Below are 21,875 nucleotides of genomic sequence, written 5' to 3' on the forward strand. Positions count from 1 at the left end.
GGGACCGAGGAAGAAAACGATGTTCGGAAAACTTACACTGGATGCAGTGCCCTATCACGAACCTATTATCGTGATTACGGTAGCTGCAATCATCATCGGGGGACTGGCGCTTCTGGCGGCAATCACTTACTTCGGTAAGTGGTCCTACCTTTGGAAAGAGTGGCTGACTTCGGTCGACCACAAACGACTCGGTATCATGTACGTCATTGTAGCAATCGTTATGCTGCTGCGTGGCTTTGCTGATGCCGTCATGATGCGTAGCCAGCAGGTACTGGCCTCGGCCGGAGATGCGGGCTTCCTGCCGCCTCACCACTACGATCAGATCTTTACCGCCCACGGCGTTATCATGATCTTCTTCGTAGCAATGCCGTTTGTTATCGGTCTGATGAACCTCGTTGTTCCGCTGCAGCTCGGCGCGCGCGACGTGGCGTTCCCGTTCCTTAACAACCTGAGCTTCTGGTTCACCGTTGTGGGCGTAATTCTGGTTAACCTCTCTCTGGGCGTCGGTGAGTTCGCGCAGACCGGTTGGCTGGCCTACCCGCCGCTATCGGGAATCGAATACAGTCCGGGCGTTGGGGTCGATTACTGGATTTGGGCGCTTCAGACTCTCCGGTATCGGGACAACCTTAACCGGTATTAACTTCTTTGTGACCATTATCAAGATGCGTGCCCCTGGCATGACGATGTTCAAGATGCCGGTATTCGCCTGGGCATCTCTGTGCGCCAACATCCTGATTATTGCTTCCTTCCCAATTCTGACCGTCACCGTCGCGCTGCTGACCCTGGACCGCTACCTGGGCACCCATTTCTTTACCAACGATATGGGTGGCAACATGATGATGTACATCAACCTGATTTGGGCCTGGGGCCACCCGGAAGTGTACATTCTGGTTCTGCCGGTATTCGGCGTGTTCTCCGAAATCGCAGCGACCTTCTCGCGTAAGCGTCTGTTCGGCTATACCTCGCTGGTATGGGCAACCATTTGTATTACCGTTCTGTCGTTCATCGTTTGGCTGCACCACTTTTTCACTATGGGTGCCGGCGCGAACGTCAACGCCTTCTTCGGTATTACGACCATGATTATCGCCATCCCGACCGGGGTGAAGATCTTCAACTGGCTGTTCACCATGTACCAGGGCCGTATCGTCCTGAACTCTGCCATGCTGTGGACTATCGGCTTCATCGTCACTTTCTCCGTAGGCGGCATGACCGGTGTACTGCTGGCGGTACCGGGCGCGGACTTCGTTCTGCACAACAGCCTGTTCCTGATTGCCCACTTCCATAACGTGATTATCGGCGGCGTGGTCTTCGGCTGCTTCGCAGGTCTGACCTACTGGTGGCCAAAAGCCTTCGGCTTCACGCTGAACGAAACCTGGGGCGTACGCGCGTTCTGGTTCTGGATCATCGGTTTCTTCGTGGCGTTTATGCCGCTGTACGTGCTGGGCTTCATGGGGATGACCCGTCGTCTGAGCCAGCAAATCGATCCGCAGTTCCACCCGATGCTGGTTGTTGCAGCCTGCGGCGCGGCGCTGATCGCTTGCGGTATCATCTGCCAGCTAACTCAGTTCTACGTCTCCATCCGCGATCGCGAGCAGAACCGCGACCTGACCGGTGACCCGTGGGGCGGCCGTACGCTGGAGTGGGCAACCTCTTCACCTCCGCCGTTCTATAACTTTGCTATCGTTCCGCAGATCCACGAGCGCGATGCGTTCTGGGAAATGAAAGAAAAAGGCGAAGCGTACAAGAAACCTGCTGGCTATGAAGAGATTCATATGCCGAAAAACAGCGGCGCCGGCATCGTTATTGCTGCCTTCGCTACGGTGTTTGGTTTCGCGATGATCTGGCATATCTGGTGGATGGCGATTGCTAGCTTTATCGGCATCGTTGCGACCTGGATTATTAAGAGCTTTGACGAAGACGTGGATTACTACGTGCCGGTTGCAGAAGTCGAAAAACTGGAAGGTCAGCATTTCGATGAAATTAACAAAGCGGGGCTGAAAAATGGCAACTGATACTCTTGCGCATAACGCCCACGGACACGACCACGGGCATCACGATACAGGGCCGATGAAGGTATTCGGCTTCTGGATCTACCTGATGAGCGACTGCATTATCTTCGCTAGCCTGTTCGCCACCTATGCCGTTCTGGTGAACGGCACCGCGGGCGGACCGAGCGGTAAAGATATTTTCGAACTGCCGTTCGTTCTGGTTGAAACTGCTCTGCTGCTGTTCAGCTCCATCACCTACGGCATGGCGGCTATCGCCATGTACAAAAACAACAAGAGCCAGGTCGTTTCCTGGCTGGCGCTGACCTTCCTCTTCGGGGCAGGGTTCATCGCGATGGAACTCTATGAATTCCATCACCTGATTGTTGAAGGTATGGGTCCGGATCGCAGCGGCTTCCTGTCAGCGTTCTTCGCGCTGGTCGGCACGCACGGTCTGCACGTCACCTCCGGTCTTATCTGGATGGCGGTGCTGATGTTCCAGGTTTCGCGTCGCGGCCTGACCCCAACTAACCGTACCCGTATCATGTGCCTGAGCCTGTTCTGGCACTTCCTGGACGTGGTGTGGATCTGCGTGTTCTCTGTTGTTTATCTGATGGGGGCAATGTAATGAGTCATTCTACCGATCATAACGGCGCTTCTCACGGCAGCGTTAAGAGCTACATGACAGGTTTTATCCTGTCGATCATTCTGACGGTCATTCCGTTTGCGATGGTTATGAGTGGCTCCGCATCGCATGCGGCTATTCTGGGGACTATCCTGGTCACTGCTGTTGTGCAGATCGTGGTACACCTGGTGTACTTCCTGCACATGAACAGCAAATCTGACGAAGGTTGGAACCTGACCGCGTTTATCTTCACCGTAATCATCATTGCTATCGTTGTTGTCGGCTCCATCTGGATTATGTGGAACCTGAACTACAACATGATGATGCACTAAGAGCGGCGAGTATGTTTAAGCAATACCTGCAAGTAACGAAACCTGGCATCATTTTCGGTAACCTGATCTCGGTGATCGGCGGTTTCCTGCTGGCCTCTAAGGGCCACATCGACTATCCACTGTTCGCCTGGACGCTCCTCGGCGTGTCCCTGGTGGTCGCCTCGGGTTGTGTATTCAACAACTACATCGACCGTGATATCGATCGTAAGATGGAACGGACGAAAAACCGGGTGCTGGTCAAAGGGCTGATCTCGCCAGGAGCTTCGCTGGTATACGCCACCTTGCTGGGTATTGCTGGCTTCATGCTCCTGTGGTTTGGCGCTAACCCCCTCGCCTGCTGGCTGGGGGTGATGGGGTTCGTGGTTTATGTCGGCGTCTACAGCCTGTACATGAAACGCCACTCCGTCTACGGCACGCTGATTGGTTCTCTCTCCGGCGCTGCGCCGCCGGTGATTGGCTACTGTGCGGTTACCGGTGATTTTGATAGCGGTGCCGCCATTCTGCTGGCTATCTTTAGCCTGTGGCAGATGCCTCACTCCTATGCCATCGCGATTTTCCGCTTCAAGGATTATCAGGCGGCGAACATTCCGGTTCTGCCGGTAGTGAAAGGTATCTCGGTTGCCAAAAACCATATCACCGTCTACATCATTGCCTTCGCCGTAGCGACGCTGATGCTCTCTCTGGGCGGTTATGCCGGGTACAAATACCTGGTAGTGGCGGCCGCGGTGAGCGTCTGGTGGCTGGGTATGGCGCTGCGCGGTTACAAAGTGGCCGATGATAAAGTCTGGGCGCGTAAGCTGTTCGTCTTTTCCATCGTCGCCATTACCGCGCTGTCGGTAATGATGTCCGTCGACTTTATGGTGCCGAATTCGCACAATCTGCTGGCCTACGTCGGATAAGATTGTCGCTCGCTGACAAACCCCGCTCCGGCGGGGTTTTTTATTTGTCTCGCTTAGCTAATCAGCATCGCCTGCCCGCCGGACATGCCGCCCTGTTACCCGGCGAACAACCTCCCCTCCCCTGCGCTTTTCTTTCTCTCCGGCCCTCTCCGGCTATGGCCATTTTTCGATCGCTCTCGCACAAACGAAAAATAAATTTCAAATAAATAATAAAATGAAATAAACCATTCCATAATGTGGATGCCGAAATCTGCCCCGTCGACGGCGCAGGCGGCAGGATTCACTCAACGTCCCCTCAGACACCCGTGTTTTTTAAAAGGAGAGCTCCATGTTAAACGGCATGAAACCCCTGCCCCGTTCCCTGCGCTGGGGGATGGTCGGCGGCGGCGGCACCAGCCAGATTGGCTACAGCCACCGCTCTGCGGCGCTGCGCGACGGCGTCTTTACCCTGCTGGCGGGGGCGCTCGATATCGATGCCGAACGCGGACGCCGGTTTGGCCAGCAGCTCGGCATCGCGCCAGAGCGCTGCTACGCCGATTATCAAACCCTGTTCCGCGAGGAGGCGCTGCGTCCCGACGGCGTTGAGGCGGTGTCGGTCACCACGCCAAATAATACCCACTTTGCGATCGCCAAAGCCGCGCTGGAGGCCGGGCTGCACGTTATCTGCGAAAAGCCGCTGTGCTTCACCGCCGCCGAAGCCAACGAGCTGCTGGCCCTGAGCCGCCGACAGAACAAAATCGTCGGCGTCACCTACGGCTATGCCGGATATCAGATGGTCCAGCAGGCGCGGCAGATGATCGCCGAAGGGCTGCTCGGTCAGATTCGGGTGATCACCATGCAGTTCGCCCACGGCTTTCATAACGAGGCGGTCGAGCTGCAGGCGGAATCGACCCGCTGGCGGGTGACGCCGGAGTACGCGGGCCCGAGCTACGTGCTGGGCGACCTCGCCACGCACCCGCTGTTTATCGCTGAAACCATGGTTCCGCAGCTCAACATTAAGCGCCTGATGTGCTCCCGCCAGAGCTTCGTTAAATCGCGGGCGCCGCTGGAGGATAACGCCTTCGTGCTGATGGAGTACGACAACGGCGCCGTCGCTTCGATGTGGACCAGCGCGATCAACAGCGGCGCCATGCATTCGCAAAAGGTGCGCGTGGTCGGTGAAAAGGCGAGTATCGAATGGTGGGATGAGCGCCCCAATCAGCTCAGCTACGAGGTGCAGGGCGAACCGGCGCGGATCCTCGAGCGCGGAATGCCCTATCTCAGCCGCGAGGCGCTGGCGGACGATCGCATCGGCGGCGGCCATCCGGAGGGGCTGTTCGAAGCCTGGGCAAACCTCTACCGCCGCTTCGCTATCGCGATGGATGCGACGGATCGCGGCGACGCTGAACTGCTGGCAGACTTCTGGTATCCGAACGTCGAAGCCGGCCTGCACGGCGTCTACTGGGTTGAACAGTGCGTGAAGTCCGCCGACGCCGGCGGCCAGTGGGTTGACTTCAATTTACAATAAATGCTGTATCCCGGTGGGGGTTCCTCCACCGGTTTCTTTATTTCTGCCGTACTTACCTCACCGCGCTACACACCGGTAATATCTGTTAAACAAACATTTATTTACGCTTTCAGCTCCCCCCACTACACTAGGCGCAGTTTTTCGATTGAGGTGGTAATGAACGATAACAAAATGACGCCAGGTGAACTGCGCGCGACCTGGGGTTTAGGGACCGTATTCTCGCTGCGTATGCTCGGCATGTTTATGGTTCTGCCGGTTCTGACCACCTATGGTATGGCATTACAGGGCGCCAGCGAGGCGCTTATTGGCCTGGCGATTGGTATTTATGGACTGGCCCAGGCCCTGTTTCAGATCCCGTTCGGCCTGCTTTCCGATCGTATCGGCCGTAAGCCGCTGATCGTCGGCGGCCTGCTGATCTTCGTTATCGGCAGCGTTATCGCCGCGCTCAGCAACTCCATCTGGGGCATTATTCTCGGCCGGGCGCTGCAGGGCTCCGGGGCGATAGCCGCCGCGGTCATGGCGCTCCTTTCCGATTTAACCCGCGAGCAGAACCGCACGAAAGCGATGGCTTTTATTGGCGTCAGCTTCGGCGTGACCTTTGCTATCGCCATGGTGCTGGGGCCGATAGTCACCCACCAGCTGGGCCTGCACGCCCTGTTCTGGATGATCGCCGGACTGGCGTCAATCGGCATTCTGCTCACCCTGTGGGTGGTGCCCAACAGCCATAATCACGTTCTGAACCGCGAATCAGGCATGGTAAAAGACTGTTTTCGCAAAGTCCTCGTCGAGCCAAAGCTGCTGAAGCTCAATTTCGGCATTATGTGCCTGCATATCATGCTGATGTCGACGTTCGTCGCCCTTCCCGGCCAGCTGGAGGCCGCGGGTTTCCCCGCCGCCGAGCACTGGAAGATTTATCTGGTGACCATGCTTATCTCTTTTGTCTCGGTCGTGCCGTTTATCATCTATGCCGAAGTGAAGCGCAAGATGAAGCACGTCTTTCTGTTCTGCGTCGCGCTGCTGCTGGTGGCCGAAATCGTTCTGTGGGGCGCGGGCGGATACTTCTGGGAGCTGGTGGCAGGGGTTCAGCTGTTCTTCCTTGCCTTTAACCTGCTGGAAGCGCTGCTGCCGTCGTTGATTAGCAAGGAGTCGCCGGCCGGATACAAAGGCACCGCGATGGGCATCTACTCCACCAGCCAGTTTCTCGGCGTAGCGATTGGCGGCGCGCTCGGCGGCTGGGTTGACGGCTTCTTCGATTCGCAAACCGTGTTCCTGCTCGGCGCGCTGCTGGCGATGCTGTGGCTGCTGGTTGCCGGAACGATGAGCGAACCGCCGTACGTCAGCAGTCTGAGGATTGAAATTCCGGGCGACGTGGGCGTGGATGATACCCTACAGACGCGTCTGCTGACCCTCGACGGGGTAAAACAGGCGCTGGTGGTGGCCGAAGAGCGTTCGGTCTACGTCAAAATCGACAGCAAGCTGACCAATCGCTTCGAGGTTGAGCAGGCGATAAAAGGCAGTTAAAAAAAGCGGGGATAACCCGCTTTTTTATTAGTCGCGGAAGTTCTTGAACTGGAACGGCTGGCCCAAATCGCCGCCGCGCACCAGCGCCATTACCGCCTGCAGATCGTCACGCGCCTTGCCGGTCACGCGGATCTCTTCGCCCTGAATCTGCGCCTGCACCTTCAGCTTGCTGTCTTTGATGAGCTTAACGATTTTTTTCTGCATCGTGCTCTCAATGCCCTGCTTCAGTTTGGCATCGACAAACCAGGTTTTGCCGCTGTGCACAAACTCTTCCGGCACCTCGAGAGAGCTGCCCTCGATGCCGCGCTTCAGCAGCTTAGCGCGCAGAATATCCAGCAGCTGGTTAATCTGGAAATCAGACTCGCTGAGAACCTTGATGGTCTCATTTTTTTCGTTCAGCTCAAAGCTGGCTTCCACGTTGCGAAAATCAAAACGCGATTCAACTTCACGGGTCGCGTTCTCTACGGCGTTTCGAACTTCCTGAAGATCGACTTCAGAGACAATATCGAAAGATGGCATCTTTTCCTCTCCTTTCGTTTCTTTTGCGTTGCATAATACCTGCAACACGGCATAACTCAACTGGTTATCCCGCAAGCATAGCTGACGGCGCTATGCTCCAGGTTTTTCCCGCCGCGGCGGCATTGGCTGCAGCCGGAAGGACAACGAGTATATACTTTAGCTATGAGTGCCTGGGATTGTCGCAGGTGAGGAGGATTAATGAAGGTAACCGTACTCGGATGCGGTGCGCTTGGGCAGCTGTGGCTGACCGCGCTGTGTAAACAGGGACATGAAGTCCAGGGGTGGCTACGCGTCCCACAGCCTTTCTGCAGCGTCAATCTGCTTGAGACTGACGGCAGCATTTTCAACGAGTCGTTAACCGCCAACGATCCCGATTTTCTCGCCAGCAGCGACCTGCTGCTGGTCACCCTGAAGGCCTGGCAGGTCTCTACGGCGGTAAAAAACCTCGCCGATCGTCTGCCCGCCTCTTCCCCGATACTGCTTATCCATAACGGAATGGGCACCGTCGATGAGCTGAAAGGCGTCAGGCAGCCCCTGCTGCTGGCTTCAACCACTCAGGCCGCGCGGCGCGATGGCAACGTTATCGTCCACGTGGCTAACGGCACCACCCATATTGGCCCGGCAAAGACCTATCCGCAGGACTACAGCGCGCTTGCCGATACGCTGCAAAACGTCCTGCCGGACGTGGCCTGGCACAATAATATCCAGCCGGCGCTCTGGAGCAAGCTGGCGGTCAACTGCGTGATTAATCCGCTGACGGCGCTACGCAACTGCAAAAACGGCGATTTGCGCGACGCGGCGGCGGAAGTGGAGACTATCTGCCGGGAGGTCGCCGCGGTGATGGAGCGCGAAGGATTACATACATCGCCGGAAAACCTGCTATTTTATGTCCACCAGGTAATTGAAAGTACGGCAGAAAATATCTCTTCGATGCTGCAGGATATCCGCGCTCAGCGTCACACGGAAATCGACTATATCACCGGTTTTCTGCTTAAGCGCGCCCGCGCCCACGGCCTTGCCGTACCGGAAAACGCCCGCATGTATGAACTGGTAAAGCGGAAGGAGAATGAATATGAGCGCGTCGGCACTGATTTGCCTCGCCCCTGGTAGCGAAGAGACGGAAGCGGTCACCGCTATCGATTTACTCGTACGCGGCGGGGTGCAGGTCACCACCGCCAGCGTCGCCGGCGACGGCAGCCTGACGATTGTCTGCTCGCGCGGCGTGAAGCTGCTGGCCGATGCGCCGCTGGTGGAAGTTGCCGACGGCGATTATGACATTATCGTCCTGCCCGGCGGTATCAAGGGCGCGGAATACTTCCGCGACAGCCCGCTGCTGGTGGAAACGGTCCGGCAGTTCCATCTCTCCGGGCGGATCGTCGCCGCCATCTGCGCCGCTGCAGCCACGGTGCTGGTCCCGCATAATCTGTTCCCCATCGGCAACATGACCGGCTTTCCGGCGCTGAAGGAGCAGATCCCCGCGGAGCAGTGGCAGGATAAGCGCGTGGTCTGGGATCCGCGGGTTAACCTGCTCACCAGCCAGGGGCCGGGAACGGCGATTGATTTTGCGCTCAAAATGATCGATCTGCTGGTCAGTCGTGAAAAAGCCCACGAGGTCGCTTCACAGCTGGTGATGGCGGCGGGAATCTATAACTTCTACGAAGCCTGATCCGATATGGGCCAGGATCGGTCGCCCGGATAAGGCACGATTGCCGCTATCCGGGACTTCCCCCGCTCGCGCCGGGCGGCGCTTCACGGGGTGACCGTCGCGATCCGCAGGTTACGGGCGATAGACCTTCACGTTCTCAAAGCCCTGCTCGCGCAGATAGAGCGCCTGCAGGCGGCTCATTACCCCGCGCTCGCACCACAGCAGCCAGGTTTTGCTCTGGTCGAGGTTGCCGAACTGGGTGCTCAGCTTGTAGAACGGCAGCGAAACCACGTCAATGCCTTCCACCTTCAGCGGCCTGTCATCCTGCTCGTCAACCGAGCGAATATCCAGAATCACGTCGTTCGGGCCAAAGCCGCTGACGGTTTCAACCTCAACCACTTCCTGCTGAGTCTGCTGGGCGATCTCGCGAATATCGACGTTATTGGCTTCCGCCACCACCTTATCGAGGATGCTGAAATCGAAGTTCTGCTCTTCCGCTTCGATCTTCGCCTTCACCGCCTTCACGGTCGGGCTTTTCGAGATCACGCCGCAGTATTCCGGCATGGTGCGGGCAAAGTCTTCGGTACCGATCTCGCGCGCCAGGTTGATGATGTGCTCTTTATCGTGAGAGATCAGCGGACGCAGGATCAGCGTATCGGAGACGTTATCGATCAGCCGCAGGTTGGTCAGAGTCTGGCTGGATACCTGGCCCAGCGCTTCGCCGGTCACCAGCGCCTGCACGCCGTAGCGCTCGGCTACCTGAGAGGCCGCGCGAACCATCATGCGCTTAAGCACGACGCCCATCTGGCCATCGTCGACTTTTTCGAGGATCTCACCGACCACCGGCTCGAAGTTAATCGCCACAAAACGCACGCGGTGGGAGCTGCCGAAGCGGTTCCACAGATAGTGCGCGACCTGACGAACGCCGATTTCGTGCGCCGCGCCGCCGAGGTTAAAGAAGCAGTAGTGTACGCGGCAGCCGCGACGCATCAGCATGTAGCTGGAGACGCCGGAATCGAAGCCGCCGGAGATCAGCGACAGCACGTCTTCCTGGGTGCCGATTGGGAAACCGCCGATGCCTTCATAGCGCCCTTTCACCAGCAGCAGGCGATCGTTTTCGATCTCCAGATTGACGGTAATATCCGGGTTGGTCAGCTTAACGCGGGCCGTCTCGATATGCTGGTTCAGACCGCCGCCGACGTAGCGTTCCGCTTCGATAGAGGTAAACTCATGTTTACCGCGACGCTTGACGCGCACGCAGAAGGTTTTACCTTCCAGCGTCTCACGCCATAGCGGCAGCGTTTGCTCGAAAATATCGTGCAGCGAAGTGAAAGGGACGTCTTCAACTTCGAGGATATGGTGAATGCCGGGAATTCGGGTCAGCGCATCGCGAATAGCCGGACGTTGATTTTCGTCTTTCGCGCGAACTTCGATATGATCCCAATGACGAACGACGGCGAGCGTCTCATCATAGTTTTTGAGAACGTTACGAATGTTCCCGGTTAAGATTTTAATGAAGCGCAATCGCACAGATTGGCTTTTGATGGTGATTTCCGGGAACAATTTAATGATAAACTTCATGGCGACAATAGTTCGTTGGCAAGCCCAACAGGGCTTTAAGCAAAAGATGTACTGCAGCGCACCGCGGTGCCTGCATCCAGGGCGCGAAGTATACCACTAATGGAAGCTTTTCACCTGGCATTGCGTGTTTTACGCTAAATCATCTGCCGCAGCCGGGGCGAAACGTTCGCCGGGAGCGCATCAGGCTTAGGCCGGGGCCGCTTGCCGGACAAGGCGCATATTTGCTTAACCACGTGACTTCGTTACCATACTGCTGTCGCGACATAACAAGAGTCTATATTCACTATGCCAAAGAAAAATGAGGCCTCGGCCAGCTTTGAAACTGCCCTCAGCGAGCTGGAGCAGATCGTCAATCGTCTGGAAAGCGGCGCGCTGCCGTTAGAGGAAGCGCTCGGCGAGTTTGAGCGCGGCGTGCAGCTGGCGCGTCAGGGACAGGCCAGGCTGCAGCAGGCCGAGCAGCGCGTACAAATTCTGCTGGCAGAGAGCGAAGATACGCCGCTGACGCCCTTTACGCCGGACGCTGAATAGATGGATTTCCCGCAACAGCTACAGGCCTGCGTTGTGCAGGCTAACGACGCGCTGCGCCGTTTTCTCGCGCCGCTGCCGTTTCAGAACACTCCGCTGGTTGAAGCCATGCAGTACGGCGCATTATTAGGCGGCAAGCGCCTGCGCCCCTTCCTGGTGTACGCCACCGGCGATATGTTTGGCGTCAGCCGCGCCACCCTCGACGCGCCGGCCGCAGCCGTCGAGTGCATCCACGCCTATTCGCTGATGCATGACGATCTGCCGGCCATGGACGATGACGATCTGCGCCGCGGTCTGCCTACCTGCCATATTAAATTTGGCGAAGCAAACGCAATTCTTGCCGGAGACGCCCTACAAACGCTGGCGTTTTCTATACTAAGTGATGCGGCGATGCCGGAAGTCCCGGATCGCGACCGGCTGGCTATGGTTTCCGAGCTGGCGCAGGCCAGCGGCGTCGCCGGAATGTGCGGCGGCCAGGCGCTGGATCTCGAAGCCGAAGGCCGTCAGGTTGACCTCGAGGCGCTCAAGCGCATTCATCGCCATAAAACCGGGGCGCTGATTCGCGCGGCGGTGCGCATGGGCGCCCTGAGCGCCGGCGAACGCGGCCGCGCGGCGCTGCCGGCGCTCGATCGCTACGCGGAAAATATCGGCCTCGCCTTCCAGGTCCAGGATGACATTCTTGACGTGGTAGGGGATACTGCGACCCTCGGCAAACGTCAGGGCGCCGATCAGCAGCTGGGCAAAAGCACCTACCCCGCGCTTCTGGGACTTGAGCAAGCCCGGAACAAAGCGCATGACCTGATTGCAGACGCCCGCCGGTCGCTCAATGAGCTGGCCGCGCAATCTCTGGATACAACGGCACTGGAAGCGCTCGCGAATTACATAATTCAGCGCGATAAATAAACAATAAATGAGTCTCTGATGAGTTTTGATATTGCCAAATACCCGACCCTGGCGCTGGTAGATTCCACCCAGGAGCTGCGTTTGCTGCCGAAAGATAGCCTGCCGAAGCTGTGCGACGAACTGCGGCGCTACCTGCTGGACAGCGTCAGCCGTTCCAGCGGGCATTTTGCCTCCGGCCTCGGCACGGTCGAACTGACCGTGGCGCTTCACTACGTCTATAACACCCCTTTCGATCGCCTGATCTGGGACGTCGGCCACCAGGCCTACCCGCATAAAATTCTGACCGGCCGCCGTGACAAAATCGGCACCATTCGGCAGAAAGGCGGCCTGCACCCGTTCCCGTGGCGCGGCGAAAGCGAATATGACGTGCTGAGCGTCGGACACTCATCGACCTCCATTTCTGCGGGCATCGGGGTCGCCATTGCCGCCGCGAAGGAAGATAAGCAGCGGCGCGCGGTCTGCGTTATTGGCGACGGAGCGATCACCGCCGGTATGGCGTTTGAGGCCATGAACCACGCGGGCGATATCAAACCCGATCTGCTGGTCGTACTCAACGACAACGAAATGTCGATTTCGGAGAACGTCGGCGCGCTGAATAATCATCTCGCGCAGTCTGCTTTCCGGCAAGCTCTACTCAACCCTGCGCGAAGGCGGCAAGAAGGTCTTCTCAGGCGTGCCGCCGATTAAAGAGCTGCTCAAACGCACCGAAGAACATATTAAAGGCATGGTGGTTCCCGGGACCCTGTTTGAAGAGCTGGGCTTTAACTACATCGGCCCGGTGGACGGCCACGACGTACTCGGGCTGGTCAATACGCTGAAGAACATGCGCGATCTGAAAGGGCCGCAGTTCCTGCATATTATGACCAAAAAAGGCCGCGGCTATGAGCCGGCGGAAAAGGACCCGATCACTTTCCACGCGGTGCCTAAGTTTGATCATACCAGCGGGGTGCTGCCGAAAAGCAGCGGCGGCCTGCCCTCTTATTCGAAGATTTTCGGCGACTGGCTGTGCGAAACCGCGGCGAAAGATAGCAAGCTGATGGCCGTGACCCCGGCGATGCGCGAAGGCTCGGGGATGGTCGAGTTCTCGAAAAAATTCCCGGACCAGTATTTCGACGTGGCTATCGCCGAGCAGCACGCGGTGACCTTTGCCGCCGGACTGGCGATCGGCGACTATAAGCCGGTGGTGGCCATTTACTCCACCTTCCTGCAGCGCGCTTACGATCAGGTGATTCACGACGTCGCAATCCAGAAGCTGCCGGTGCTGTTTGCCATCGACCGGGCCGGCATCGTCGGCGCCGACGGTCAGACGCACCAGGGCGCCTTCGACCTCTCCTTCCTGCGCTGCATTCCGGAGATGGTGATCATGACGCCGAGCGACGAGAACGAGTGCCGCCAGATGCTCTATACCGGCTATCACTACGGCGATGGCCCTAGCGCGGTGCGCTATCCGCGCGGAACCGGGACCGGCGCGAAGCTGGAGCCGCTGGCCCTGCTGCCGATCGGCAAGGGCGTCGTTAAGCGCGAAGGTGAGAAAATTGCGATCCTGAACTTCGGCACCATGCTGCCGGAAGCCGCTCAGGTGGCGGAAAAGCTCAACGCCACGCTGGTGGATATGCGCTTTGTGAAACCGCTTGATAACGCACTGATTTTGCAGCTGGCCGCCGGACACGAGGCGCTGGTCACCCTGGAAGAGAACGCGATCATGGGCGGCGCGGGCAGCGGCGTTAATGAACTGCTGATGGCGCACCGTCGCCCGGTGCCGGTGCTGAATATCGGCCTGCCGGACTTCTTTATTCCGCAGGGAACCCAGGAAGAAGTGCACGTCGACCTCGGTCTTGATGCCGCAGGTATCGAAGCCAAAATCACGGACTGGCTCGCATAACCCTCGCAACGGCTCCTGCTATGCTTAAAAGAAACCCTTTTTAGCGCATAGCAGGAGCATATCAATGCAATACATCACGCCTCAAGCAACCAACCTGCGGGTTTCCCGACTCTGTCTCGGCTGTATGACCTTCGGCGAGCCGGATGGGGCAAACACGCCTGGACGCTACCGGAAGAGAGCAGCCGCCCGCTGATCCAGCGCGCGCTGGAAGGCGGTATCAACTTCTTCGATACGGCAAACAGCTACTCTGACGGCAGCAGCGAAGAGATCGTCGGCCGCGCGCTGCGCGACTTCGCCCGCCGCGACGAGGTGGTGGTCGCCACCAAGGTGTACCACCAGGTCGGCGATCTGCCGGAAGGCCTCTCCCGCGCGCAGATCCTGCGCTCTATCGACGACAGCCTGCGGCGCCTGGGAATGGAGTATATCGACCTCCTGCAGATCCACCGCTGGGACTACACCACGCCGATTGAAGAGACCCTTGAAGCGTTGAACGAGGTGGTGAAGGCGGGTAAAGCGCGCTATATCGGCGCCTCGTCGATGCACGCCCGCCAGTTTGCCCAGGCGCTGGAGCTGCAGGAGCGTAACGGCTGGGCGCGCTTCGTCACCATGCAGGATCATTACAACCTGATTTACCGCGAAGAAGAGAACGAAATGCTGCCGCTGTGCAACCGCGCAGGGGTATCGATCATTCCCTGGAGCCCGCTGGCGCGCGGCCGTCTGACTCGCCCGTGGGGGGAAACCACCGCGCGGCTGGTCTCCGACGAGTTTGGCCAGTCGCTGTACAGCGCCACCGATAGCAACGATGAGCTGATCGCGGCGAATCTCGCCGAAGTTGCAGAGGAGCTGGGGGTCGGGCGGGCGCAGGTAGCTCTGGCGTGGCTGCTGAGCAAGCCCGGCGTGGCGGCGCCGATTATCGGCGCCTCGCGTCAGGAGCAGCTGGATGAGCTGCTGAACGCGGTTGATTTAACCCTGACGCCGGAGCAGGTAGAAAAGCTGGAGGCGCCGTATCAGCCGCATCCGGTAGTCGGATTCAAATAACCCGTCGACGGCGCTAAGTCAAAACCCCGGCAGGCAGGGCGCTGCCGGGGTTTTGGCGTCAGATAAGGCCGATCGGCCAGTGATGGCCGATGACGTACAGCACGCCCGCCGAAATCACGCCGGCGACGATATCATCGACCATGATCCCCATTCCGCCGTGAATATTACGGTCGAACCAGCGAATCGGCCACGGCTTCCACATATCGAAAATGCGGAAAATGACGAATCCGGCGGCGACCCACTGCCAGTCGAGCGTCGGCAGCGCCATCAGGGTTATCCACATTCCGACAAACTCGTCCCAGACGATGCTGCCGTGATCGTGGGTGCCCATATCTTTCGCCGTGCGGTGGCAGATATAGACCCCAATACAGATGCTCATCATCACCAGCAGCGAATAGAGCTGCCAGGGCAGAAACGTCATCAGATACCAGAACGGAATCGCCGCCAGCGAGCCCATTGTGCCGGGCACCACGGGGCTTAACCCGCTGCCAAAACCGGTCGCCAGCAAATGCCAGGGATTCAGCATATTGAGGCGGCTTTTTGCGATATCTTTACTGCGCACCAAAGTGATCGTACCCCTTTAAATCAAGCTTCACCGGCTTACCCTCCTGCAAAAACTGTAGGCCGTCGGCTTCGGCGCCAACCTGACCAATACAGGTAAATCGCGCCCCTAGCTGGCCGATAGCCACCTCAAGCGCGCCGCGGTTGAGCTCAGGTACGGTAAAGCACAGCTCATAATCTTCGCCGCCGGAAAGCGCCCAGCGCAGGGCCGTCTCCGACGCAACCTGGCGCTGCAGCGCCTCGGATAGCGGCATCGCGTCGAGGTCGATGCGCGCCCCGCAGCCGCTGGCTTTAAGGATATGGCCCAGATCGGAGACCAGACCGTCGGAAAGGTCGATAGCAGAGCTCGCCAGATCGCGCAGCGCCTGGCCCTGCAGCACGCGCGGCATCGGGCGCAGATGGCGCGCCAGCAGATAGTCGGCGTCGGCGGCGTCATCCACCGCCAGCCGCTCCTGCAGTATTGCCAGCCCGGCGGCGCTGTCGCCGGGCGTCCCGGTCACGTAAATCCAGTCGCCGGGCTTCGCCCCGGAGCGCTTGAGGGCGCGTCCCGGCGGCACAAAGCCGTGGATACCCAGCGTCATCGACAGCGGACCGCGGGTGGTATCGCCGCCGATCAGCTGCATATCGTAGTAGTTGAGCAGCATAAACAGGCTATCGCTAAAGGACTCCAGCCACGCTTCGTCCACCTCCGGCAGCGTCAGCGCCAGCGTCAGCCACGCCGGCTCCGCGCCCATCGCCGCAAGGTCGCTCAGATTTACGGCCAGCGCTTTATAGGCCAGATCGGCAGGATCGATATCCGGTAAGAAATGGTTGCCCGCCACCAGGGTGTCGGTGCTGATTGCCAGCGTTTTTTTATCGGGAATATTCAGGAGCGCGCAGTCGTCACCAATGCCGGTTTCCACATCGAGACGCATGCTTTTTACGCGATCAAAATAACGGGCAATCAGGGAGAATTCGCCGCATGCCATACGTTATGCCTCAGCAGAAGAAAAAATGAGAGCCTACCGGGATAGGCTCTAAGGCCGGGTTCACGAGGATGAGTCCTGCAAAGCCCGGCCTGGAGTTTACTTTTTGTTAGGACGAATTGCCGGAGCTGCTTTATCCAGCACGCCGTTGACAAACTTGTGACTATCTTCAGCGCCGAAGGTTTTCGCCAGCTCAATGGCTTCATTGATGGCGACCTTGTACGGCACATCGTCACGTTTTGACAGTTCGAACAGCGCGATACGCAGTACCGCCTTCTCAACCTGGCCCAGCTCTTCAAGCAGGCGAGACAGGTACGGCTTCATCAGCCCGTCGAGGTATGCGCTGTTAGTCGCCACTCCGGACAGCAGTTCGCGAAAATACAGAACGTCGACATCTTTAACGTCCTGTTCCGCCAGGAACTGGTATTCAACATCAGAGATGTCGTTTTTCGATAACTGCCAGGAGTAAAGCGCCTGGACAGCACACTCACGGGCGCGGCGACGAGCAGCAGGTTTCACGGAATTCCCCTTACAAAAAAATTCAGGCCTTGATGGCTTTCAATACGTTAATCATTTCCAGCGCGGTCAGCGCAGCTTCTGCGCCCTTGTTACCGGCCTTGGTGCCAGCGCGTTCGATGGCTTGCTCAATGCTTTCGGTGGTCAGAACACCAAAGGCTACCGGAATGTCGCTTTCCTGGGCAACGTGCGCCAGGCCATTGCTTGCTCCGCCAGCCACATATTCAAAGTGCGCGGTACCCCCACGGATCACCGTACCCAGCGCAATTATCGCGTCATATTTACCGGTTTTTGCCAGTGCGCCAGCCGCCAGCGGCAGCTCGTACGCGCCTGGAACCCAAACAACGGTAATATTGTCATCTTTTACCTGACCGATGCGCTTCAGGGCGTCGATAGCACCTTCCAGCAGGCTGTCATTGATAAAGTTGTTGAAACGCGCAATGGTGATGGCGACGCGAGCGTCCGGGGTAGCAACGTTAGCTTCAATAATGTTCATACTCTTCCTTCGGGTTCATTTAGCCCCGCAAGGGGGGCGGATTCTACCATAATATTTTATACACTTCATCCTGCAAACTGCTCTGGCGTGAGCGGCGGCCGGCCCGGCCTCTCTTCAGGCTTCGTCCCTCGCTGAGCCTCTCGTCGCATGCTGAACAATCAGGCGTACTGGCGCGGTTTCCCCGTCTGGCAGGAAGATCATGCGCTCGCTAAATGCAGGCACACGTCCGGGCCAACGTGGCGTATCTCGGTGAATGTGAAATGGGGGGCATCGGCCAGCTTCTCAAGCCCCGGCAGCGCGCAGAGCCCGCGCGCATCGCTTCCTAAGAGTTTAGGCGCAATGTAGACGATAAGCTCGTCCACCAGCCCCGCCTGCAGCAGCGCGCCGGCGAGAGCAGGACCGGCCTCCACCCAGATGCTGTTAACCTGCTGCTTGCCCAGCTGCATCATCAGCACCACCAGATCGAGATGGCCTTTATGCTCCGGGATCTGCAGAGTCCGCACGTTCTCAGGCCACTCGCGGGCATCCTCACGGGTGCGGGCAAACAGCGTTTCTCCCGCCTGCTGCACGATGCGGTGCTGCGGCGTCACGCGGTTTTGGCTATCGATGACAATGCGCAGCGGCTGGCGCAGATTCTCCTGCGGATAGCGCGCCTGAATATCAGGCGCGAGCTCGTCCCAGCGCACGGTCAGCGCCGGGTCATCCGCAAGGACGGTGGCGCTGCTGGTGAGGATCGCATGGCTTTGCGCACGCAGGCGCTGCACGTCGCGTCGCGCCTGCGGCGAGGTGATCCACTGGCTTTCGCCGCTGGCCATTGCCGTACGGCCGTCAAGCGAGGCGCCCATTTTTAGCTGGATATAGGGGAAGCCGGTACGCATCCGCTTCAGGAAGCCTTTATTTAGCGCTTCGGCCTCGCCCATCATCAGGCCGTGGCTTACGTCGATGCCCTCCTGCTGCAGGCGATACAGGCCGCGCCCGGCCACCTGCGGGTTGGGGTCCTGCATCGCGGCCACCACCCGCGCAACGCCTGCGGCGATCAGCGCCTCGCAGCACGGCGGCGTGCGCCCGTGATGGCTGCAGGGTTCCAGGGTAACGTAGGCGGTGGCGCCTTTGGCCCTTTCGCCGGCCATGCGCAGCGCGTGCACTTCGGCATGCGGCTCGCCGGCGCGGTAGTGGAAACCTTCGCCGACAATTTCGCCGTCTTTGACAATAACGCAGCCGACGTTGGGGTTCGGGTGGGTGGTAAAGCGACCGCGCGCGGCGAGCCTGAGCGCGCGTGCCATGTATATTTCGTCATGCATGGCTTAATCCTGTAAGCGGGCGATCTCTTCGCCGAACTCTTTGATGTCTTCAAAACTGCGATAGACGGAAGCAAAGCGGATGTAGGCGACTTTATCCAGCTTCTTCAGCTGTTCCATCACCAGGTTACCGATCATTTTGCTGGGAACTTCGCGTTCGCCGGTGCCGCGCAGATGCGTTTTGATGTGGTTGAGCGCCATTTCTACATCGTCGGCGCTGACCGGGCGCTTTTCTAACGCTTTAAGCATCCCGCTGCGCAGCTTATCTTCGTTGAAGGGCTCGCGCACGTCGTTGCTTTTTACCACTCGCGGCATCACCAGCTCGGCCACTTCGAAGGTGGTGAAGCGTTCATTGCAGACCAGGCACTGCCGACGACGACGCACAGAAGAGCCCTCCCCCACCAGGCGAGAGTCGATCACTTTAGTATCTACGGCGAAACAGAAAGGGCAATGCATAGCGCGTCCTGGCATCAAGTTAAACTGGCAGATAGTTTACCGCGAAGTGACCCGACTACAAAGAAAGAGCTTTTGAGACAAAGGATCTATAGTGCGCTTATGCAAACGATCTACCATTAAGCATCCCTCTGTTAACGGAATCCCGACCATGACAAGACGTTATTTGAAGCTGGCGATTGTGGGTAGCCTTTTTACGCTCAGCGCCTGCGCTCAGCAAAGCGAAGTTCGCCAGATGCATCAGAGCGTAAGCACCTTGAGCAAGGAGATGACCGAGCTCAGTCAGCAAACGGTGAAAATTACCCAGCAAAACGCCCTTAACGCGAAGTCCAGCAGCGGCGTATACCTGCTGCCCGCCGCGAAAACACCCGCCCGGCTGAACAGCCAGATAGGCACCCTGCGCATGTCGCTGCGCGATATTACCCCTGACGGCGACGGCACCCGCCTGACGCTGCGTATTCAGGGCGAATCAAACGATCCGCTGCCGGCGTTTAGCGCAACCGTCGCCTCCGGGGAAATCAGCGGCACCACCGAGAGCTACCGGGAGGTCAACGTCCACGACCAGCTGATTAGCGCGCCCGCCAGCGTTCTGGCGCCGAGCGACGTCGACATTCCACTACGCCTCAGCGGCGTCACGCCGGAACGGTTAGGCTTCGTACGCATCCACGATATTCAGCCCGCAGACGCGCAGTAAGCTCCCCGCCGGGCGTTTCTGACGTCCGGCTTCCCCCGCCAAAAATCCATTTACAATTTTTCGTAACAGTTCAGAAAAAATAGGCATCAGTGATGAATTTCAGTGGCATTCTGTCAAGAAATGCATAGAATCGTGAACGCAATCGATTACGCATGTTTTCGTTATGTGAAACAACACGTATTTTTGTGAGCAATGATTCCTATAATAGACGCCACAGAAATACGAAATATTTAGATACGCTTCGGCAAATTTCTTCACGCCTTTCGGCTCAATTTAAACAGTGGCATCAATATGAAAAAAACATTACTGGCAGCAAGCGCCGTCGTGGCGCTCTCCGCATCTTTCACTGCCGGCGCGGCAGAAAACGACAAACCGCAGTACCTGTCTGATTGGTGGCACCAGAGTGTAAACGTGGTGGGTAGCTACCACACCCGTTTTGGGCCGCAAATCCGCAACGATACCTACCTCGAATACGAAGCGTTTGCCAAGAAAGACTGGTTTGATTTCTACGGTTATATGGATGCACCGGTATTCTTCGGCGGTAACACCAATGCGAAAGGTATCTGGAACCACGGTTCCCCGCTGTTTATGGAAATTGAGCCGCGTTTCTCCATCGACAAGCTGACCAATACCGATCTGAGCTTCGGTCCGTTCAAAGAGTGGTATTTCGCTAACAACTACATCTACGATATGGGCCGCAACGCGTCCGGTCGTCAGAGCACCTGGTATATGGGTCTGGGTACCGACATCGATACCGGCCTGCCAATGAGCCTCTCCCTGAACGTCTACGCTAAATACCAGTGGCAGAACTACGGCGCATCCAACGAAAACGAGTGGGATGGCTACCGCTTCAAGGTGAAATACTTTGTTCCGCTGACCGACCTGTGGGGCGGCTCGCTGAGCTATATCGGCTTCACCAACTTTGACTGGGGCTCCGATCTGGGCGATGACAACTTCTACGACCAGAACGGCAAACACGCGCGCACCAGCAACTCCATCGCTTCCAGCCACATCCTGTCGCTGAACTACGCGCACTGGCACTACTCGGTCGTGGCGCGTTACTTCCATAACGGCGGCCAGTGGGCGAATGACGCGAATCTGAACTTCGGCGACGGCGACTTCAACGTTCGCTCGACCGGCTGGGGTGGATACTTCGTGGTGGGCTACAACTTCTAATCCTGCCTGGATGCTCCCCGGCCTCTGCGCCGGGGAGATCGATTGACCCGCTTTATGCTTGACGATCTTCGCACCTCACCTTACGCAGAAAATCACTCAATGAACGGTCGGCCCGCTCGCTGAAAAGGCGCCCGGTGGCAGCCACTTCCAGACAACGGTCGAGACGAAAGCAGCGGTAATCATCGCGGAGCTCGCACCAGCTCACCAGCAGCCAGCGCTCGCCCCAGAAAAAGAGTCCCAGCGGCAGCACTTCGCGCTGCGATACCTTTCCCGCTTCGTCGCGATAGCGCAGCGCCAGCACCCGCTGACCGGAAACCGCTCGATGCACCAGATCGAACTGCGCCTTGCTATAGCCCTGAACGCCAAAGTCCGGCGCAAACAGCCGCGATTGCTCGGCCTTGCGCCGGCTCTCCTCAGGTAAAATCGCGAGCACCTTTTCCTGAGCCGACTCCAGCGCCCGGGATAGCGATTCGCCTCCCCAGGTTTGCAGCAGCCGAATGGCGGCCACCAGCGCTTCCGACTCCTGGGTCGTCAGCATCAGGGGCGGTAAACTGTAGCCTGCCAGCAGGCGATATCCGCTGCCGGTCTCGCCCTCCACCGGCACGCCGGAAAGCGACAGGTCGCGGATATCCCGATAGATGGTGCGCTCCGATACGCCGAGCCGCTCCGCCAGCAGCCCGGCGGTGGTTAGCCTTCTCCCCCGTAGGATCTGCACGATTTGAAAAAGGCGGTCGGCGCGTCGGCTCATTTTCGT

The 21,875-nt window shown here is 58.2% G+C and carries 20 protein-coding genes and 3 pseudogenes; 14 read left to right on the top strand and 9 right to left on the bottom strand.

The window, feature by feature from the left end:
* The first annotated feature begins 19 nt into the window (after window positions 1–19).
* From cyoB to ABOC21_RS18980, 6 genes and pseudogenes are all read left to right on the top strand, one after another.
* Window positions 20–2,012: pseudogene (gene cyoB, locus ABOC21_RS18955) on the top strand (cytochrome o ubiquinol oxidase subunit I).
* A complete protein-coding gene (locus tag ABOC21_RS18960) occupies window positions 2,002–2,613 on the top strand; it encodes a cytochrome o ubiquinol oxidase subunit III (RefSeq protein ID WP_426812873.1) in 612 nt (203 codons plus the stop codon). The pseudogene cyoB and the gene ABOC21_RS18960 overlap by 11 nt, the downstream one beginning before the upstream one ends.
* Window positions 2,613–2,942, top strand: coding sequence for a cytochrome o ubiquinol oxidase subunit IV (locus ABOC21_RS18965; RefSeq protein ID WP_426812874.1), 330 nt, complete (start codon window positions 2,613–2,615; stop codon window positions 2,940–2,942). Before ABOC21_RS18960 ends, ABOC21_RS18965 begins: the two co-directional genes overlap by 1 nt.
* A gap of 11 nt (window positions 2,943–2,953) precedes the next feature.
* The gene (gene cyoE, locus ABOC21_RS18970) at window positions 2,954–3,841 is read left to right on the top strand and encodes a heme o synthase (RefSeq protein WP_095094392.1); all 888 of its coding nucleotides are present in this window, start codon (window positions 2,954–2,956) and stop codon (window positions 3,839–3,841) included.
* Window positions 3,842–4,169: 328 nt separating this feature from the next.
* Entirely contained in the window at window positions 4,170–5,348 is a 1,179-nt protein-coding gene (locus ABOC21_RS18975) for a Gfo/Idh/MocA family protein (RefSeq protein ID WP_426812875.1), read from the top strand.
* Window positions 5,349–5,504: 156 nt separating this feature from the next.
* Window positions 5,505–6,869, top strand: coding sequence for an MFS transporter (locus ABOC21_RS18980; protein WP_426812876.1), 1,365 nt, complete (start codon window positions 5,505–5,507; stop codon window positions 6,867–6,869).
* A gap of 27 nt (window positions 6,870–6,896) precedes the next feature.
* Here the strand turns inward: ABOC21_RS18980 and ABOC21_RS18985 are convergent, their stop codons facing one another.
* Window positions 6,897–7,388, bottom strand: coding sequence for a YajQ family cyclic di-GMP-binding protein (locus ABOC21_RS18985; RefSeq protein ID WP_041144301.1), 492 nt, complete (start codon window positions 7,386–7,388; stop codon window positions 6,897–6,899).
* A gap of 198 nt (window positions 7,389–7,586) precedes the next feature.
* Between ABOC21_RS18985 and panE the strand changes: the two genes are divergently transcribed.
* Window positions 7,587–8,498: a 2-dehydropantoate 2-reductase gene (gene panE / locus ABOC21_RS18990; protein WP_426812877.1), complete on the top strand. Its 912-nt coding sequence runs from the start codon at window positions 7,587–7,589 to the stop codon at window positions 8,496–8,498.
* The gene (gene yajL / locus ABOC21_RS18995) at window positions 8,461–9,054 is read left to right on the top strand and encodes a protein deglycase YajL (RefSeq protein WP_426812878.1); all 594 of its coding nucleotides are present in this window, start codon (window positions 8,461–8,463) and stop codon (window positions 9,052–9,054) included. Before panE ends, yajL begins: the two co-directional genes overlap by 38 nt.
* 111 nt (window positions 9,055–9,165) lie before the next feature.
* On the opposite strand, the gene thiI is transcribed toward yajL, so the two are convergent.
* Complete coding sequence (thiI, locus tag ABOC21_RS19000) at window positions 9,166–10,614, bottom strand: tRNA uracil 4-sulfurtransferase ThiI (RefSeq protein WP_426812879.1); 1,449 nt, start codon at window positions 10,612–10,614, stop codon at window positions 9,166–9,168.
* A 285-nt stretch (window positions 10,615–10,899) separates the two neighbouring features.
* Between thiI and xseB the strand changes: the two genes are divergently transcribed.
* The 4 genes and pseudogenes from xseB (at window position 10,900) to ABOC21_RS19020 (ending at window position 14,962) form a co-directional block, all read left to right on the top strand.
* Window positions 10,900–11,142, top strand: coding sequence for an exodeoxyribonuclease VII small subunit (xseB, locus tag ABOC21_RS19005; RefSeq protein ID WP_426812880.1), 243 nt, complete (start codon window positions 10,900–10,902; stop codon window positions 11,140–11,142).
* The gene (gene ispA, locus ABOC21_RS19010; RefSeq protein ID WP_426812881.1) at window positions 11,143–12,042 is read left to right on the top strand and encodes a (2E,6E)-farnesyl diphosphate synthase; all 900 of its coding nucleotides are present in this window, start codon (window positions 11,143–11,145) and stop codon (window positions 12,040–12,042) included. It abuts the gene before it with no gap.
* 18 nt (window positions 12,043–12,060) lie between these two features.
* Window positions 12,061–13,924: pseudogene (gene dxs, locus ABOC21_RS19015) on the top strand (1-deoxy-D-xylulose-5-phosphate synthase).
* A gap of 64 nt (window positions 13,925–13,988) precedes the next feature.
* Window positions 13,989–14,962, top strand: a pseudogene (locus tag ABOC21_RS19020) (aldo/keto reductase).
* A 58-nt stretch (window positions 14,963–15,020) separates the two neighbouring features.
* Here ABOC21_RS19020 and pgpA read toward each other — a convergent pair.
* The 6 genes from pgpA to nrdR form a co-directional block, all read right to left on the bottom strand.
* On the bottom strand, window positions 15,021–15,488 hold the full coding sequence (gene pgpA, locus ABOC21_RS19025; protein WP_426815535.1) for a phosphatidylglycerophosphatase A: 468 nt from the start codon (window positions 15,486–15,488) through the stop codon (window positions 15,021–15,023).
* Between the two features lie 25 nt (window positions 15,489–15,513).
* On the bottom strand, window positions 15,514–16,491 hold the full coding sequence (gene thiL / locus ABOC21_RS19030; RefSeq protein WP_426812882.1) for a thiamine-phosphate kinase: 978 nt from the start codon (window positions 16,489–16,491) through the stop codon (window positions 15,514–15,516).
* A 96-nt stretch (window positions 16,492–16,587) separates the two neighbouring features.
* Window positions 16,588–17,007: a transcription antitermination factor NusB gene (nusB, locus tag ABOC21_RS19035; RefSeq protein WP_045854201.1), complete on the bottom strand. Its 420-nt coding sequence runs from the start codon at window positions 17,005–17,007 to the stop codon at window positions 16,588–16,590.
* Window positions 17,008–17,029: 22 nt separating this feature from the next.
* Complete coding sequence (ribH, locus tag ABOC21_RS19040; RefSeq protein ID WP_426812883.1) at window positions 17,030–17,500, bottom strand: 6,7-dimethyl-8-ribityllumazine synthase; 471 nt, start codon at window positions 17,498–17,500, stop codon at window positions 17,030–17,032.
* A 197-nt stretch (window positions 17,501–17,697) separates the two neighbouring features.
* Window positions 17,698–18,801, bottom strand: coding sequence for a bifunctional diaminohydroxyphosphoribosylaminopyrimidine deaminase/5-amino-6-(5-phosphoribosylamino)uracil reductase RibD (gene ribD, locus ABOC21_RS19045; protein WP_426812884.1), 1,104 nt, complete (start codon window positions 18,799–18,801; stop codon window positions 17,698–17,700).
* 3 nt (window positions 18,802–18,804) lie between these two features.
* Window positions 18,805–19,254: a transcriptional regulator NrdR gene (gene nrdR, locus ABOC21_RS19050; RefSeq protein WP_004858609.1), complete on the bottom strand. Its 450-nt coding sequence runs from the start codon at window positions 19,252–19,254 to the stop codon at window positions 18,805–18,807.
* A gap of 148 nt (window positions 19,255–19,402) precedes the next feature.
* Between nrdR and ABOC21_RS19055 the strand changes: the two genes are divergently transcribed.
* Window positions 19,403–19,945: a DUF3251 domain-containing protein gene (locus ABOC21_RS19055; protein WP_426812885.1), complete on the top strand. Its 543-nt coding sequence runs from the start codon at window positions 19,403–19,405 to the stop codon at window positions 19,943–19,945.
* A gap of 291 nt (window positions 19,946–20,236) precedes the next feature.
* Window positions 20,237–21,121 (top strand): nucleoside-specific channel-forming protein Tsx, encoded by an 885-nt coding sequence (locus tag ABOC21_RS19060; protein WP_426812886.1) that lies wholly within the window; start codon window positions 20,237–20,239, stop codon window positions 21,119–21,121.
* Between the two features lie 52 nt (window positions 21,122–21,173).
* Here ABOC21_RS19060 and ABOC21_RS19065 read toward each other — a convergent pair whose 3' ends face one another.
* Entirely contained in the window at window positions 21,174–21,869 is a 696-nt protein-coding gene (locus ABOC21_RS19065) for a helix-turn-helix transcriptional regulator (protein ID WP_426812887.1), read from the bottom strand.
* Between the last annotated feature and the right edge of the window lie 6 nt (window positions 21,870–21,875).

It is taken from the genome of Klebsiella sp. WOUb02, from assembly GCF_050058015.1.
Classification (GTDB): domain Bacteria; phylum Pseudomonadota; class Gammaproteobacteria; order Enterobacterales; family Enterobacteriaceae; genus Klebsiella.